Annotated in this window: 16 protein-coding genes; 2 read left to right on the top strand and 14 right to left on the bottom strand. The window is 47.7% G+C overall.

Annotated features, from left to right (window positions below; translation table 11 throughout):
- Positions 1 to 25: 25 nt before the first annotated feature.
- Positions 26 to 352, bottom strand: coding sequence for a YqzG/YhdC family protein (locus tag ACH97_RS11105; RefSeq protein ID WP_373367313.1), 327 nt, complete (start codon positions 350 to 352; stop codon positions 26 to 28).
- Positions 353 to 549: 197 nt separating this feature from the next.
- On the opposite strand from ACH97_RS11105, the gene ACH97_RS11110 reads away from it, so the two are divergent.
- Positions 550 to 798: a YhdB family protein gene (locus ACH97_RS11110; protein ID WP_003180102.1), complete on the top strand. Its 249-nt coding sequence runs from the start codon at positions 550 to 552 to the stop codon at positions 796 to 798.
- A 25-nt stretch (positions 799 to 823) separates the two neighbouring features.
- On the opposite strand, the gene ACH97_RS11115 is transcribed toward ACH97_RS11110, so the two are convergent.
- The 10 genes from ACH97_RS11115 to ACH97_RS11160 all read right to left on the bottom strand — a co-directional run bounded on the left by ACH97_RS11115 (position 824) and on the right by ACH97_RS11160 (position 10938).
- On the bottom strand, positions 824 to 1342 hold the full coding sequence (locus ACH97_RS11115; protein ID WP_020450717.1) for an NADPH-dependent FMN reductase: 519 nt from the start codon (positions 1340 to 1342) through the stop codon (positions 824 to 826).
- Positions 1343 to 1346: 4 nt separating this feature from the next.
- On the bottom strand, positions 1347 to 1997 hold the full coding sequence (locus tag ACH97_RS11120) for a response regulator transcription factor (RefSeq protein ID WP_020450716.1): 651 nt from the start codon (positions 1995 to 1997) through the stop codon (positions 1347 to 1349).
- Positions 1985 to 3133 carry a GAF domain-containing sensor histidine kinase gene (locus ACH97_RS11125; RefSeq protein ID WP_020450715.1) on the bottom strand — a complete coding sequence of 383 codons (1149 nt, stop codon included), beginning with the start codon at positions 3131 to 3133 and terminating at the stop codon, positions 1985 to 1987. The genes ACH97_RS11120 and ACH97_RS11125 overlap by 13 nt, the downstream gene beginning before the upstream one ends.
- Positions 3134 to 3251: 118 nt before the next feature.
- The gene (locus ACH97_RS11130; protein ID WP_020450714.1) at positions 3252 to 3449 is read right to left on the bottom strand and encodes a helix-turn-helix transcriptional regulator; all 198 of its coding nucleotides are present in this window, start codon (positions 3447 to 3449) and stop codon (positions 3252 to 3254) included.
- A 21-nt stretch (positions 3450 to 3470) separates the two neighbouring features.
- Positions 3471 to 3929 (bottom strand): DUF6773 family protein, encoded by a 459-nt coding sequence (locus tag ACH97_RS11135; RefSeq protein ID WP_020450713.1) that lies wholly within the window; start codon positions 3927 to 3929, stop codon positions 3471 to 3473.
- A 131-nt stretch (positions 3930 to 4060) separates the two neighbouring features.
- The gene (locus ACH97_RS11140) at positions 4061 to 5806 is read right to left on the bottom strand and encodes a phospho-sugar mutase (protein WP_020450712.1); all 1746 of its coding nucleotides are present in this window, start codon (positions 5804 to 5806) and stop codon (positions 4061 to 4063) included.
- A gap of 184 nt (positions 5807 to 5990) precedes the next feature.
- Complete coding sequence (gene glpD / locus ACH97_RS11145; RefSeq protein WP_023856505.1) at positions 5991 to 7658, bottom strand: glycerol-3-phosphate dehydrogenase; 1668 nt, start codon at positions 7656 to 7658, stop codon at positions 5991 to 5993.
- A gap of 145 nt (positions 7659 to 7803) precedes the next feature.
- Positions 7804 to 9294: a glycerol kinase GlpK gene (gene glpK, locus ACH97_RS11150; protein WP_023856504.1), complete on the bottom strand. Its 1491-nt coding sequence runs from the start codon at positions 9292 to 9294 to the stop codon at positions 7804 to 7806.
- Between the two features lie 44 nt (positions 9295 to 9338).
- Positions 9339 to 10154, bottom strand: coding sequence for an MIP/aquaporin family protein (locus ACH97_RS11155; RefSeq protein ID WP_023856503.1), 816 nt, complete (start codon positions 10152 to 10154; stop codon positions 9339 to 9341).
- A gap of 226 nt (positions 10155 to 10380) precedes the next feature.
- Positions 10381 to 10938, bottom strand: a complete 558-nt coding sequence (locus ACH97_RS11160; RefSeq protein ID WP_020450708.1) for a glycerol-3-phosphate responsive antiterminator — start codon at positions 10936 to 10938, stop codon at positions 10381 to 10383.
- 173 nt (positions 10939 to 11111) lie between these two features.
- Here ACH97_RS11160 and ACH97_RS11165 point away from each other — a divergent pair, with 173 nt between their 5' ends.
- Entirely contained in the window at positions 11112 to 12104 is a 993-nt protein-coding gene (locus tag ACH97_RS11165; protein WP_020450707.1) for a quinone oxidoreductase family protein, read from the top strand.
- Positions 12105 to 12205: 101 nt separating this feature from the next.
- Here the strand turns inward: ACH97_RS11165 and ACH97_RS11170 are convergent, their stop codons facing one another.
- The 3 genes from ACH97_RS11170 to ACH97_RS11180 form a co-directional block, all read right to left on the bottom strand.
- Positions 12206 to 13117 carry an AEC family transporter gene (locus tag ACH97_RS11170; RefSeq protein ID WP_020450706.1) on the bottom strand — a complete coding sequence of 304 codons (912 nt, stop codon included), beginning with the start codon at positions 13115 to 13117 and terminating at the stop codon, positions 12206 to 12208.
- A 185-nt stretch (positions 13118 to 13302) separates the two neighbouring features.
- On the bottom strand, positions 13303 to 13500 hold the full coding sequence (locus tag ACH97_RS11175; RefSeq protein ID WP_048350328.1) for a hypothetical protein: 198 nt from the start codon (positions 13498 to 13500) through the stop codon (positions 13303 to 13305).
- A gap of 353 nt (positions 13501 to 13853) precedes the next feature.
- Positions 13854 to 14654 carry a formate/nitrite transporter family protein gene (locus ACH97_RS11180; RefSeq protein WP_020450704.1) on the bottom strand — a complete coding sequence of 267 codons (801 nt, stop codon included), beginning with the start codon at positions 14652 to 14654 and terminating at the stop codon, positions 13854 to 13856.
- Between the last annotated feature and the right edge of the window lie 23 nt (positions 14655 to 14677).

Here is a 14677-nt window from a genome sequence, read left to right on the forward strand (position 1 = left end):
AGCCGCTTCCTTCGTTTTTTTTTTGCTATAAGGTAAAAATATTCACATTGATGATCGCATTGGTCACCGGGTGAAAATACACCTCGGCGTGCGCCGAAAATGATTTGCCTTCCTGATTGACGGTTACCCTGAAGACATCTTTTGTCTCTTCATCATTGACTTGTGTGCGCCCTAAATATTCATAATCCTCGAACTTTGCGCCTTCGTATTTTTCTTCAAGCGCGCTCCAGGCGATTCTCTCCCACCGTTCAGGCGCATCGGAAACACCTGCTTGAAAGTGGCTTTTCGCCGGGAATGATAAAAGCGTTAGTATGCAAAAAAAGTACGTGCAATATCGTTTTTTCATTTCCATTCGCTCCGCATGTATTGTACATACGTTAGCTTGACCGGAAATGGCGAATGTCATGCAGACATTTTTCGCGGTCTAGCGTATACCATCCTCATATTTCTAGGCCGCCAAACAAAGGAGACCAAGTTTTGCCCGGAGAAAAAAACAACCCGCCACATAAAATAATCATGACTCCTCAGAAAGAAGGGAGAGTGGCGAAATTGAATTACGCTGATTATGACAAAGCTTTGTACTATACGCACCGCTCGCAGTGGGACAACCTGCTGATCCTGATGGTGCGGACAGAAGACGATTTATTATCAAAGCGGATCGAACATTTTTTACACGCCTACAATTTTGAAAGAGATGACGCCATTGTTGAGAAAAGGCTTTATGATCTGCTGCAGTACATTGATCACGCCTCATTTTCGGGACACGAACACGAAAACGGCGTGCTTGTTTTTACGTAAAATAAGCCTGGCGCTCTAATCGGCGTCAGGCTTTTTGAAATTCGGCAAAGAGCAGAAGCTCTTCCATTACATTTTTGATATTGGCTTTGGCTGCTTCAGTAACCGTTTGGTGTTCCTCATCAATATGAATCGGATCGAGCACAAGCTGCTTTGTGATGACGTTCGCATAAACGCCGCGCGCGACAATGCGCATATTGGCGAGCGCGTTCATCCCGCCTTTGCCGCCTCCTGCACAAGCAAAAAGCGCCACCGGTTTGCCCGAGAACTGTTCATTGCTTAAAAAATCGAGCGCATTTTTCAAAGCGCCGCTCATACCGCTGTGGTATTCGGGAGATAATAAAACGACAGCATCTGCTTCTTTGACCGAAGCTTTCAGTTTTTGGACATTTTCCAGCGAGCTCTGCTCTTCATCTCCGTTGAAAATCGGTAGGATGAACTCGCTTAAATCGATAAGCTCCGCCTGATACGTGCGGGCGATATAGGAAGCGGCGATCCGCGTTCTGCCTTGTTTTCTCGCGGTTCCGCTGATTACGGTTATTTTCATTTGCTCATCTCCCGTCATTTTGTTGTAGTCCGTGTTTTACTGCAAAGAGCGCGGCTTGCGTGCGATCGGATAAGCCTAGCTTTGACAGCAGATTGGATACATGGGTTTTCACTGTTTTTTCGCTGATAAATAAAGATGTGGCAATTTCCTTGTTGCTTTTCCCTTTTGTAATTTCCAATAAAACATCTTTTTCTCTATTTGTCAATTGATGTATTTTTTCTTTCTCATCAGCCTGTGACACATGGTGAAAGACGTGGGACATGATGCTTGGATCCAAGGAGTATTTCCCTCCATAAACAGCGCGTATCGTCTCGACAAGTTCATCAGGCTCGGCGTCTTTCAGCTGATAGGCAGAGGCTCCCGCCTGGATGGCGGGAATCACATAGCTTTCGTCCGCATAGCTTGTCAGCGCTATGATTTTGACAGACGGATATTCTTTTTTTATTCGCTTAGTCGCCTCAATTCCGTCCATTTCAGGCATTGATAAATCCATTAATACGATGTCTGCTTCCCGTTTTCGCAAGACATCGAGCGCCTCGATTCCTGTCGATGCCTCTCCGACAACGTCAAAATCGCTTTTTGTTTTGAAAAAAAACAAGAGGCCTTTTCTGACAATATGATGATCATCGGCAATGATGATTTTCACCTGTTCCATCCTGCCTCCCCCTTCTCCTTCAAAGGCAAAACCGCCCGGATTTTCGTCCCCTTACCGATTGCGGAGTTGATCAAAAACGTGCCGCCCGCTTTTTCCGTCCGCTCCTTCATTCCTTTCAGCCCAAGCGTCGGAAGCCCCGCGTCAGGATCGTACTGAAACCCTTTGCCGTCATCTTCGATTTCCAAGACGGCAGACGACTGGAATACATCGATTTTCACTTGTATGCGGCTTGCACCGGCATGCTTTTTGCAATTGTTGAGAGCTTCCTGGCTCAGCCGCCACATCAATTCCTCAACAGAAGGCGGTAGACGGAGCACACCGCTGAGCTTGAACATCACCTGAAGGCCGAGCACTTCCGCATATTTTTCAAGTGCCGCCGCCAACCCTTCTTCCAAGCCCTGGGGCCTGAGCTGCCAAATTAACGCCCGCATCTCAAGCAGCGCTTCATGAGAAAGATGTTGCATAAACTCGAGCATTTCCCTGATCTCAGGCTGGTCTGTCATTTCACCCGCCGCTTTAGCGGTCAAGCTAAGCGAAAAAAGCATTTGATTGACGGAATCATGCAAGTCCTGAGCCAATCTGTTTCTTTCGGTCAGCAGCATGTGTTTTTGCTGTTGTTCAGCAAGCCGCATCCGTTTGATCGCCATTCCGATTTGCAGAGCTACAGCTTCGAGAAGCGCCAGTTCTCCGCGGCTGAAATGAATTTTGCCCGGAGCCGCAACGTTCAGTAAACCGAACCGTTTCTTCTGGTCGCTGAGCGGGACGGTTGCATGGTGTGTGATACCTTCCGGATCTCCAGTTTTCTGTTTCATAGCCGTCGTAATCCGCCGGCAATGGATGATATTTTTCGCCCTGTCCAGCTTTTCGTCCCTATATTGTTCAAGACAGTAGCAGCTTCCTTCGCATAATAAACGGTTGTGCCGGTAAGAAAGCGCCTGGGGCAGGCGGACCGAAGCGGCCAGTTCAAAGTTCCCCTTTTCATCGATCAGAAACAGCCACGCCGTTTTGAGCCCTGTTAAGCGGAGCAGCTTTTTTAAAACAGCATGAAGCGTTTCTTTTAGATAGTTCCCTTCGTTTAACGTTTCCGCTATTTCTTTGAGCGTTTTCAATTTTTCAAACTGCGTGTCTTCCCGCAAAAGCTTCATCCCCTTAAACCGGAGTTTCTTTTATTATATCGATATTTGCTAAAAAAAAGCCGCTCTCATGAGATGAACTTTTCTAAGACTTTTGACCGAGAAGGGACAAAGCGAATCGTTAAGCTTCTTTTTCCCAAAACAATTCATCAAGCGTTTTATCCAGCGCCTTTGCAATCGCGATGCAAAGGTGCAATGTCGGATTGTATTTATTTTTTTCGATCAGCCCGATCGTCTGCCTTGTCACATTGACCCGCTCGGCAAGCTGGGCTTGTGTCAAAGACTTTTCGATCCGGGCGAGTTTGACCCGGTTAACCATATGCTCACCCGCCGTTTTCATTTAATCATCTAATAGATCTTGATTTTTCCGAAAGGATTTGCGCAACGAGATAAAGTTGATCAGAAAATGAATAAATACAAACAACATCACCATGACAATAAAGTCAACCCAACTGCCGAGATGTTCCGGTATGCCGGTAAAGATAAGCGCTAAAATGGCAAATATGAGGCCGGAAGCGAGGCTGAGGGCTGTGATTTCTTTTCTTTTTTTCCTGTACGCTGCTTGACTTGCGATCTCCGGATATTCAAACCCCGACAAAAGATAGCGAAACAATATCCAGCCTGCATAGACTGCAAAACCGATGGCGCTGATAATGTATTCGGATGACGGTCTTCCTAAAATGAAGCCCCGGATGATCACATCCAAAAATAATATAGCAGCGACGATCGTACCGGCTTCGCTAAAAAATTGCGTCATTTTCTTTTCTACGTATTCATCCCCGGTTTTGATCCATTTCATGTCAGCCATTTTCCCCTTTCAAGATGCAATTTATATCTGACTTATTGTTAAGTATATATTACATCATGTATTGCCGCTTATCAATAAAAATTGAAAACCCGCCGTGTAGCAAGGCGGGTTTTCAGCAATTATCAATTTGAAGTCGCTTTTACAATATCATCGATTTTTTTCATCACTTCATCTGTCAATTGATGGAGAAGCGCTTCACTGTCTTCATTTGTTCGGCCTTTGACCGCGAAATAAAATTTCACTTTAGGCTCTGTGCCAGATGGACGGAGGCAGAACCATGAGCCGTCTTCAAGGAAATATTTCAAAACATTGGATGTCGGCAGATCGATCGTTTCTGTTTTGTTTTCCTTCAGCAGCGTCCGCTTCCCTGTCAAATAGTCTTCTGCGGATACAACGTCTTTTCCGGCGATGGAAAGAGGCGGCTGTTCTCTGAATGTGCTGAGGATGGCTGCGATTTGCTCCGCTCCCTCTTTTCCTTTTAAGGTCAGGGACTTCAAGCCTTCTCTATAGAAGCCGAACGATTTATACAATTCGAGGAGCCCGTCATACAGCGATTTTCCCTGCTTTTTATAGAAGGCGCATACTTCAACGGCGAGCAGTGCGGCCTGGACGGCATCCTTGTCTCTTGCGAAATCGCCGATCAAGTAGCCGTAGCTTTCCTCATAACCGAATTGGAAAGCGTATTCGCCCGATGCTTCAAATTGTTTGATTTTTTCTCCGATGAATTTAAAGCCGGTCAGCGTGTCGATCGTGTCAAGTCCGAAAGAAGCGGCGATGTCGCGCCCCATTTCGCTCGTCACAATCGTTTTCAGAACGACTCCGTTATCAGGCAGCGTGCCTTTCTGCTGTTTTTGCGATAGCAGATAATGCAAAAGCAGCGCGCCGGTTTGATTTCCTGTCAGCACCGTGTAGCGGCCTTCTTGATCCTTTACAGCGACGCCGAGGCGGTCCGCGTCGGGATCGGTTCCGATCAGAATATCGGCTCCTTTTTCTTCTCCGAGCCTGATCGCATATTCAAAAGCGGCGTGCTCTTCCGGATTAGGAGAAGACACGGTCGAAAAGTCAGGGTCAGGCAGCTCCTGTTCAGGGACGACTGTGACATGTTCATATCCGAGAGCTTTCAAGCCGCGTCTTACGGATTTGTTTGCCGTGCCGTGCAGCGGGGTGAAAATGACTTTGACTTCAGTTTCCTTTGCCAGATCAGGATTGACAGAAATCGATGTCAGTTTATCAAGATACGCTTGATCGATTTCCTCGCCGATTATTTTGATCAGCCCTTTTTCGGTTAAAGCAGCTTCATCGCCGGCTTCGATCTCCAGTTCGTTTTCAATCGCATTGACATAGCCGATGAGTTTGTCGGCATCAGCAGGCGGAAGCTGCGCGCCGTCCTCTCCGTAGACTTTATAGCCGTTGTATTCAGGCGGGTTATGGCTCGCCGTGATGACAATACCTGCAAACGCATTCAGTTCTCTTACCGCAAAGGAAAGTTCAGGTGTCGGGCACAGTTCGTCAAACACGTACGTTTGAACGCCGTTTTCTGCGAGCGTTTTAGCAGCTTCCATTGCGAATTCAGGCGATTTGTGGCGGGAATCGTACGCGATCACAACGCCGCGCTTTTTTGCTTCTTCGCCGTTCGCTCCTATGTATGCGGCAAGGCCCGCCGATGCTTTGCGAACCGTATAAACGTTCATGCGGTTCGGACCGGGTCCGATCTCTCCGCGCATGCCGGCTGTACCAAACTCAAGTTTTTTATAAAAGCAATCCTCTAATTCTTTTTCATTTCCTTCAGCTTCCAGAAGAAGCGATTTTAATTCGGAATCTAAGTTTTCTCTGTTTCTCCAGCGTTCATAGCTCGTTCTCCAGCTCATGATTACCTCCAATATTCCAGCTAAATAATTGCAGCTTTTCTTTTATCATATCGACAAACAGCCGCTTTGTCCAAATTTAGCATGCCGAACGACAAAAATGAGGCTGCCTGATCAAGACAGCCTCACGTTAGGCCATTCGATTGATTTTTAACGAAATTTCATCAAGGTCATTTGACCCGATCAATTATCTGCTTTCCAGCGGGACAACAGCGTCGTGAAGAAGTCCTTCCAAGACCTGGACATGCCGGGCCTTCGTTTCGCCATCCCAGTTCAGCTTCTCGCTCATGTAGTCCGTAAGGCTGTCTTTGTAAGTGCGGACCCAATTGATGTCAAAGAACAGCGCACCCGTTCTGCGCACGAAGAAGTCTGCCGGGACGGCAGCCATTTCTTCCTCGATCCCGTAATCCATTTCTGCCAGTACATGGACAGGAATGCGGCGTTCTGCTGCTTCATCTTTTAGGGATGGAACACGATCAAACAGGCGGTCTGCGTTCGAACCGTATCGTGCGGCGATCTGTCTGGCCGTCTCTTCGGACAGTCCAGCCTTGATCCCTTCGGCTGCTTTCGCTCGAATAAAATCCTCGAGATTTTTGGAGCCGCCGATATGGCCGCCTGAGATCGGCATCGTTTTTGTTCTGCAAGGACCGAAGTCTCTGCCGCCCTCTTCTTTTAATCGGTCTCTGACAAGATCAACGATATGCTCAGCCATTTTTCTGTAGCCGGTCAGCTTTCCGCCGGCAATCGTGATCAGTCCGGATTCAGAAGTCCAGATCTCATCTTTCCGGGAAATCTCGGATGGGTCTTTTCCTTCTTCATGAATCAGCGGTCTGAGCCCAGCCCAGCTTGATTCGACATCCTCGGCCTTGATTCCCAGTTCAGGGAACATATAGTTGATGGCATTAATGACATAATCCCTGTCTGCAGTCGTCATTCGAGGATGTTCCAGATCCTCGTTGTAGACGGTGTCCGTTGTGCCGACATATGCCTTACCGTCTCTCGGAATCGCGAACACCATGCGGCCGTCGGGTGTATCAAAATAAACGGCTTGTTTTAAAGGAAAGACCGATTGATCAAAAACAAGATGCACGCCTTTTGTATGCTGAAGGTGTTTGCCTTCTTTTGAATGGTCTTTTTCCCGCAGACGGTCAACCCACGGACCCGCGGCATTGACGATTTTTTTCGCGTGGACGCGGTATGTTTTTTTCGTGAAGACGTCTTCAATGACCACGCCGGTGACCTTGCCGTTTTCATAAATAAAATCGCTTACTTTCGCATAATTGACAGCCTCGGCTCCGAATTTAACCGCTTCTTTCATGACTTCGATCGTCAGCCTGGCGTCATCCGTCCGGTATTCGACATAATAGCCGCCGCCTTTCAGACCGTTCTTTTTCACGAGCGGCTCTTTTTGAAGCGTTTCTTCGGCATTCAGCATGCTCCTCCGCTCAGCTTTTTTGACGCCTGCTAAAAAGTCGTACACCCTCAGTCCGATTGACGTGCTGAATTTGCCGAAAGTGCCTCCCTTATGCATCGGAAGCAGCATCCATTCGGGCGTTGTCACATGCGGCCCGTTTTCATAGACGATCGCCCGCTCTTTGCCGACCTCAGCTACCATTTTCACTTCAAATTGCTTTAAATAGCGAAGTCCGCCGTGTACGAGTTTCGTGGAGCGGCTTGACGTTCCGGCCGCAAAGTCCTGCATTTCGCAAAGCGCCGTTTTCATTCCGCGCGATGCGGCGTCCAATGCCGTCCCTGCACCTGTAATCCCTCCGCCGATAATAAACACGTCATACTTCTGCTTCGTCATATTCTGTAAAATATCGTCCCGTTTACGGCTTGAAAATAATGATTCCATGTTCATGTCCTCCCTTGTTGTCACGGTAAAAAATAGAAAAAGAGACCACAAACATCCAAAGCGCTGATACTGCTTTGGTGCCTGCGGTCTCTCCTCTTCTCCAACCGTTTCTATTAACTTAATTAGATTGTAACATACATGCGGCTTATTTAAAAGCCCTAGCTGCATTTACAGCTTTCTTCCACCCGCTGTACAGACTCTCACGCTCTTTTTCTTCCATTTTCGGTTCAAAACGTTTGTCAAGCTGCCATTGGTCTTTAATCTCGGAACGATCGCTCCAGAAGCCGACGGCAAGGCCCGCTAAATAGGCTGAACCGAGCGCTGTTGTTTCATTGATTTCAGGACGTTCTACAGGGACATCCAAAATGTCGCCCTGAAAATCCATCAGGAAGTTGTTTTTGACAGCTCCGCCGTCGACTCTCAGCGTTTTCACCGAGATCCCGGAGTCTTCCTTCATTGCGTCAAGCACGTCTTTCGTTTGATAGGCAAGCGCTTCAAGCGTTGCTCTGACAAAATGCTCTTTCGTCGTACCCCGGGTCAGTCCGAATACAGCGCCGCGGACATCGCTGTCCCAATAAGGCGTGCCTAAACCTACAAATGCAGGGACCACATAAACACCATCGGCAGATTCTGCTCTTACAGCGTATTTTTCACTTTCTTTGGCGTCTTTAAACATTCTCAGCCCATCACGGAGCCATTGAATAGCGGAACCTGCGACGAAGACGCTGCCTTCCAGCGCATATTCCACCTTTCCGTCGATGCCCCAGGCGATTGTCGTCAGCAGGCCGTGCTCTGATTTGATCGCTTTTTCGCCGGTGTTCATCAGCATAAAGCAGCCTGTTCCATACGTGTTCTTAACCATTCCCTCTTCAAAGCAAGCCTGCCCGAACAATGCTGCCTGCTGGTCGCCGGCTGCACCTGCAATCGGAATGTTTTTGCCGAAGAAATGATAATCGACCGTTTCAGCGTATACATGCGATGAAGGCTTGACTTCCGGAAGCATCGATTTCGGCACGCCGAGAATATCGAGAAGTTCATCATCCCATTTTAGGTCATAGATGTTGAACATCAATGTTCTTGAGGCGTTTGAATAATCTGTCACATGCGCTTTTCCGCCGGACATTTTCCAGATGAGCCAAGAATCGATCGTACCGAAGAGAAGGTCGCCGTTTTCAGCTTTCTCCCGTGCCCCTTCCACATGATCCAAAATCCATTTCACCTTCGTGCCTGAGAAATAAGGATCAATTAAAAGACCTGTTTTTTCTCTGATCGTCTCTTCATAGCCTTTCTCTCTCAATTCCTGGCATATTTCCGCCGATTGGCGGGACTGCCACACAATCGCGTTGTAGACCGGTTTGCCGGTATGTTTATCCCAAACCACGGTCGTTTCCCGCTGGTTTGTGATCCCGATTCCGGCAATTTGTCCGGCTTCGATCCCCGATTCTGAAAGCGCAGAAGCGATCACCGACAGAACCGAGCCCCAGATTTCATTTGCATTATGTTCAACCCAGCCGGGGTTTGGAAAATATTGTTGAAATTCTTTTTGCGCAATATGGACGATTTCGCCTGCTTTGTTGAAAACAATCGCCCTTGTGCTTGTGGTGCCTTGATCAAGAGACAAAATGTATTTTTCCATTTTTTAAAACTCCCCCTTATATGTCTGTTAAGATTGCGTTTTTTTTAAATGTTGACCGATTGATCAACCGACTGTTTTTTCATATGAATATAGAAACCTAACAATATCACAACTAATATAACGCTTACAATCCAAAATGTGTTGGTGATGTGCCCTTTGAATGCGGCGTTGTAAAAAACACCTGCAAATGAACCGCCGAGCGCCGGTCCTAAAACAGGAATCCACGCGTACTTCCAATTTGAACTCCCTTTGCCTGCAATCGGAAGGACAAAGTGGGCAATTCTCGGCCCCAGATCGCGGGCAGGATTAATCGCATAGCCTGTTGTTCCGCCGAGCGAGATCCCGATCGCCACGATCAGAAATCCGACAACAAGCGGATTCAGTCCGTCAGTAAACTTGTTTGCACCGATCGCTAAAAGTCCGAGAACGAGAACAAAAGTCCCCAATGTTTCACTGAACAGGTTTGCAAATGTATTTGGAATCGCCGGACCTGTCGAAAATACTCCCAGTTTCGCGCCTTGATCCTCGGTTTCTTTCCAGTGCGGCAAGTAGTGAAGAAAAACGAGCACCGCTCCTAAAAATGCGCCGATCATCTGTCCCAAAATATAGGAAGGCACTTCTTTCCAAGGAAAATCTCCGACAAATGCCAGCCCCAATGTAACGGCGGGATTTAAATGCGCTCCGCTGATGCCGCCGACGGCATATACCGCCATGGCCACGCCAAGCCCCCAGCCGAAGACGATCACAATCCATCCGGATTGATGGGACAGCGATTTTTTCAAATTAACTCCTGCACAAACTCCGGCTCCAAAGACGATGAGCAGCATCGTTCCGATAACTTCCCCCCAAAATGCTGTCAAGGCTATCCCTCCTAAAATCTATTATGAAGTGTTATTTTAAAGATGAACACCATAGGCTCACCTTTTCCACTGTGTCTATAAGACCATAAAAAAACACAGCAAACTTTCTTTACATCATTGAGTAAAGAACTGCTGTGGTCTCCGGGTCTCCGTCACAATGTATTAACTTAGTAAAATCGTATCGTATAGTGAAAGCGTTGTCAATAATTTTTCACATTTTAAATTTTTACTTCCAGTATTTTTTCCATAAATCAGTGTCTGAGGTGGTGACTGCGGAAGCCCCTGCTGCAAGCGCCTGCTCGACGTCTTTTTCAGTACGGATAAACCCGCCCGCAAAGATCGGAATGCCGGTTTTTTCTTTGACTTCCTTGATCAGTTCCGGCACCACTCCGGGAAGCACTTCTATATAGTCGGGTCTGTGCTTTTTCACCAATTCAATACTCTTCTTCATGGCGCTTGTGTCGATTAAAAACATGCGCTGGATCGCATACACTTTCTTCTGCTTTGCTTTGGCAATAACGCTTGATCTTGTAGAAAGAATCCCCGCCGGCTTCATTTCCTGGCAAATGAATTCCGCACCGTATTCATCATGCTTAATTCCTTGGATCAAATCGACGTGCACAAACATTTTTTTCCCATGGGATCTGGCCGCGCTGATGACACCCCCCAGCTGTCCAAGGTGGATGTCAAGCAGAACCCCGTATGAAAATGGGCTGTCCAGGAATGTATCAAACTGCTTCATATTGCGTACCGCAGGTAAAATTTTTTGATCGTGAAAACTCATGTTCCATCTCCTTCACTTGCTATCTTGCTTCTGTATTACACTAATGGAATTTCCGCCTCATTGCAATCCTTTATAAACAGAAGCCGCTCGCGGTCCCCGGGCAAATCATTTTACATTTACCTTCATTCATGTCCATAATTTAACACAACCAACTCGAATGGAGGGAATTTTTTATGAAAGCGATCATCCATGAAGGAATCAAGGGCCTTTCAGGGCTGAAATATACAGATGTTTCCGACAAAACGCCCGGTCCGGGTGAAGTCAAAATCAGACTGAAAGCGGCCGGGCTGAACCACCGTGACTTGTTCCTCTTTCAATCCAGGGAAGCGGGGGATGCCCCGTTTATACCCGGCTCCGACGGAGCAGGCACGATCGAAGAGACAGGCGAAGGTGTTCAGGGCCTCGCCGTTCATACAGAGGTGATCATCAATCCGAGCATCGGCTGGGAATATACGGATTCTGTTCCGCAAGTACCTGACATTCTCGGCGGCCCATCTGACGGAACCTTCGCAGAGCATGTCATCGTCCCGGCGAAGCACGTGTTGAAAAAGCCGGCGCACCTTTCCTGGGAGGAAGCAGGCGTCCTGCCTTTATCCGCTCTGACTGCTTACAGGGCGTTATTTACGAAAGGACATTTGAAAAAAGGCGAACACGTCTTAATACCGGGAATCGGCGGAGGCGTCGCCACAAATGCGCTGCTCATGGCAAAGGCCGCGGGGGCGCGGGTGACTGTAACCTCCCGAAGCGAAGAAAAAAGAAAAGAAGCGCTCCGCTATGGAGCCGACTTCGCAATGGACAGCCGCGGCCTGTGGAAAGAAAGCTTGGGCGGGGAACGGGTTGATTTGATCCTCGACAGCATCGGCCCGGCAACTTTTGCGAATTATTTCGATGTCATCGAGCCGAACGGAAGGATCATCAATTTCGGCGCCAGCTCGGGAGACAGCATCCAGCTTCCGCTGCGCTCGCTCTTTTTCCCGCAAATCAGCATCATCGGCACTTCGATGGGCAGCCTCGAAGAATTTCGGCAAATGATTGATTTTATCGAACGCCATTCGCTTAAGCCGGTGCTTGATCAAGTGTTTCCTTTATCAGAAGCGGTTGCAGCCTTTAAACGGATGAAAGACGGGGAGCAGTTTGGAAATATCGCTTTGCAAATAGGTGGGTAAACTCTGGGGGGGGGGGAACGGCGGCTTGCCATGTCATCAGCCGCCGTTTCAAGCTGCCTTTTTGGTTTCGCCGGAAAAAAAGGCCGCCTGAAAGATTCAGGTCAGCCCCATAATGAAAGCAGCCACAGCACGACCGGTAGGGTGACGATGCTGAGCATTGTACTGATAAAAGTCGCGCTTGAAACGATTTCCGGCTTTGTTTCAAACTGCACCGCCATCAAAGTTGTATTCGCCGCCGTCGGCATGGCGGCCGCCAACACCATGATCTGTTTGACCAGTCCGTCGACGGGAAGAATCAGCGCAAACCCCAAGGCAATGAGCGGAGACACGAATAATTTCAGCAAGAGCGAGTAGGAAATTTTCCGGTATTCGATATGTTGAAAGGAGATCACCGCAAGCTGCATGCCGAGAATAATCATGATCGTCGGAATCGCGGCGTCCCCTACCAATTTAATTCCTGTCATTAACTGTTCGGGAATCGAAATATGCCCCAGCTGAAAGCATATGCCGAGCAGCGCACCGTATGCGACCGGCATCCGGATAACCCTTGTCATCACAATTTTAAATCCGCCCGCTTCAGGGCTTCCTTTCGCTGCATAATATATGCCGATCGTGCTCATGACAAGCTGCTGAAGCACCATCAGCACAACGGCGATATCAAGCCCGGCCGTGCCGTAGACAAGCAGGACGACGGGAGTGCCGTAGTTTCCGTTATTCATGAAAGCGGATGATAAAACGAGAGCGCATCGCTCCTGATTGGAATACCCGTGAACATATGAAATGAGGTAGACAAATAGAATCAAAATGAAACAGAGGCCGAGACAATAGACAGACATATAGATATAATCCATCGTCAGCTTGTTCTCATAAAACGTATCAAACGCTAAAAACGGAGACATTAAATACAGGGACATTTTAGATAGGTTCTGAATATCAAAATGAAGCAGCTTTTGTCCGATGAACCCGATCGCAAATATCCCGAAAACCGGCAGTAAAACAAGCACAAACTCCATGATGCACCTTCTTTTTATGTATAACCGTTCTCATTAATACTATCAATCATATAGAAAATTCCGTTTGTTTTCAACGGGGTTTCCAGCCCGTTTGCAGAAAAAGAGCTCCCGTATACCCGGCCCTGCTTGGCTAGGTGTGCGGCAATCTTCTTCATGTTCTGGGATGCGGCTGTGAGGGAACTTGTTCACTCACATTCTGTTTTCCCTGAAACAGACAAACGATTTTGTGGGCCTCCCATATATGCCGGGTGATGACTTTCTGGCGGTTCTTTGATCTTGGCAGTGCTCAAGCAATCGGCATGTTTCAGGATTTTTATATGACCGGCAGCCTTTTCGGTCTTGCTGGTTTGGGCAAATGTAACTGCCTTTTTCACTGTCATCATGAAACTTCCATATATCACTCCCCCCCCTTTCCGCGGGCAAATAAAAACCGCAGACAAAAGAAGACAACCGATGCCTCTACTGTCTGCGGGGAGTTGCGGATGTCCGTCTATTCCGATTTTAATGAGTGCGATAAGCATTGGTTAAGGAAGGACACGAACTCTTCCGCAGGATGAATGAGCCATGAGCTTTTCCTTGTGTATCACATTCAGGTTGACGTTGCTGTCTCATTGTCGTTCAGCTCCGTTGCTTTTTTCTTACTTTGTAAGCACACCCGCCTAATCCCATTTCATCATCATCTTTTTCCAAAAACGGACGGCATTTGTATGTTTCATCGGATGGATTTGCCCTTTGTTTATGATACCCGCTTTATTTCTTGTCTGGAGCGGTCTTTCTTGTGGTATCCAATAAAATAAATGAGACCGACAAACACGGCTCCGCCAATGACATTGCCGATAAAAGCCGGAATGATGTTTCCGATAAACTGCCCCCATGTGAACGAGCCTGCAAAAATGGCTGCGGGAATCACAAACATGTTGGCGACAACGTGCTGAAATCCGATGGCCACAAAAGCCATAATTGGGAACCAGATGCCAAGGATTTTTCCTGCTCCGTCTTGGGCGCCGAAAGAAAGCCATACCGCAAGACATACAAGCCAGTTACAGCCGATGCCGGAAATGAGAACCTTGCCGAAGCTCATATCCAGTTTTCCTTGTGCAACGGCGATCGTTTTTTCTAAATAAGGGCCTGTTTCAGTCAATCCAACCAAATGTCCGAAAAAGTAAGCAACAAACAGTGCGCCGATTAAGTTCATCATCGTAACGATTCCCCAGTTAACCGCCAATTGTTTCAGTGATATTTTTCTTGAAAATAAAGCCATCGCAACGGACATCATATTCCCTGTGATCAATTCAGCGCCAGCGAGCACCACAAGTATCAGACCGACAGGAAATACGGCAGCTCCGATCAGGCTGGACAGGCTTCCCCATTCTTTCGGCAGGTCGCCGATTACCCTGATATCAAGCAAGTACCCAAGCGCGATAAATGCGCCGCCTAAAAACCCCAATACAAGCAGAGCCGGCAGCGGGAGCTGTACTTTTTTCATTCCTGCTTCAATTGCCGCATCCGCTATTTCATCCGGTTTTCGAAAAGCCATACTAAACCCCTCCATGATTTCTT

Origin of the sequence: Bacillus paralicheniformis, assembly GCF_001042485.2 — a bacterium.
Lineage (GTDB): Bacteria > Bacillota > Bacilli > Bacillales > Bacillaceae > Bacillus > Bacillus paralicheniformis.

Coding starts and splice junctions, on each gene's coding strand:
- ACH97_RS11165 (WP_020450707.1), top strand. CDS start 11,112: ATGAAAGCGATCATCCATGAAGGAATCAAGGGCCTTTCAGGGCTGAAA.
- ACH97_RS11180 (WP_020450704.1), bottom strand. CDS start 14,654: ATGGCTTTTCGAAAACCGGATGAAATAGCGGATGCGGCAATTGAAGCA.
- ACH97_RS11120 (WP_020450716.1), bottom strand. CDS start 1,997: ATGGAACAGGTGAAAATCATCATTGCCGATGATCATCATATTGTCAGA.
- ACH97_RS11105 (WP_373367313.1), bottom strand. CDS start 352: ATGGAAATGAAAAAACGATATTGCACGTACTTTTTTTGCATACTAACG.
- ACH97_RS11135 (WP_020450713.1), bottom strand. CDS start 3,929: ATGAAATGGATCAAAACCGGGGATGAATACGTAGAAAAGAAAATGACG.
- glpD (WP_023856505.1), bottom strand. CDS start 7,658: ATGGAATCATTATTTTCAAGCCGTAAACGGGACGATATTTTACAGAAT.
- ACH97_RS11140 (WP_020450712.1), bottom strand. CDS start 5,806: ATGAGCTGGAGAACGAGCTATGAACGCTGGAGAAACAGAGAAAACTTA.
- ACH97_RS11170 (WP_020450706.1), bottom strand. CDS start 13,117: ATGGAGTTTGTGCTTGTTTTACTGCCGGTTTTCGGGATATTTGCGATC.
- ACH97_RS11130 (WP_020450714.1), bottom strand. CDS start 3,449: ATGGTTAACCGGGTCAAACTCGCCCGGATCGAAAAGTCTTTGACACAA.
- ACH97_RS11160 (WP_020450708.1), bottom strand. CDS start 10,938: ATGAGTTTTCACGATCAAAAAATTTTACCTGCGGTACGCAATATGAAG.
- ACH97_RS11175 (WP_048350328.1), bottom strand. CDS start 13,500: ATGATGACAGTGAAAAAGGCAGTTACATTTGCCCAAACCAGCAAGACC.
- glpK (WP_023856504.1), bottom strand. CDS start 9,294: ATGGAAAAATACATTTTGTCTCTTGATCAAGGCACCACAAGCACAAGG.
- ACH97_RS11115 (WP_020450717.1), bottom strand. CDS start 1,342: ATGAAAATAACCGTAATCAGCGGAACCGCGAGAAAACAAGGCAGAACG.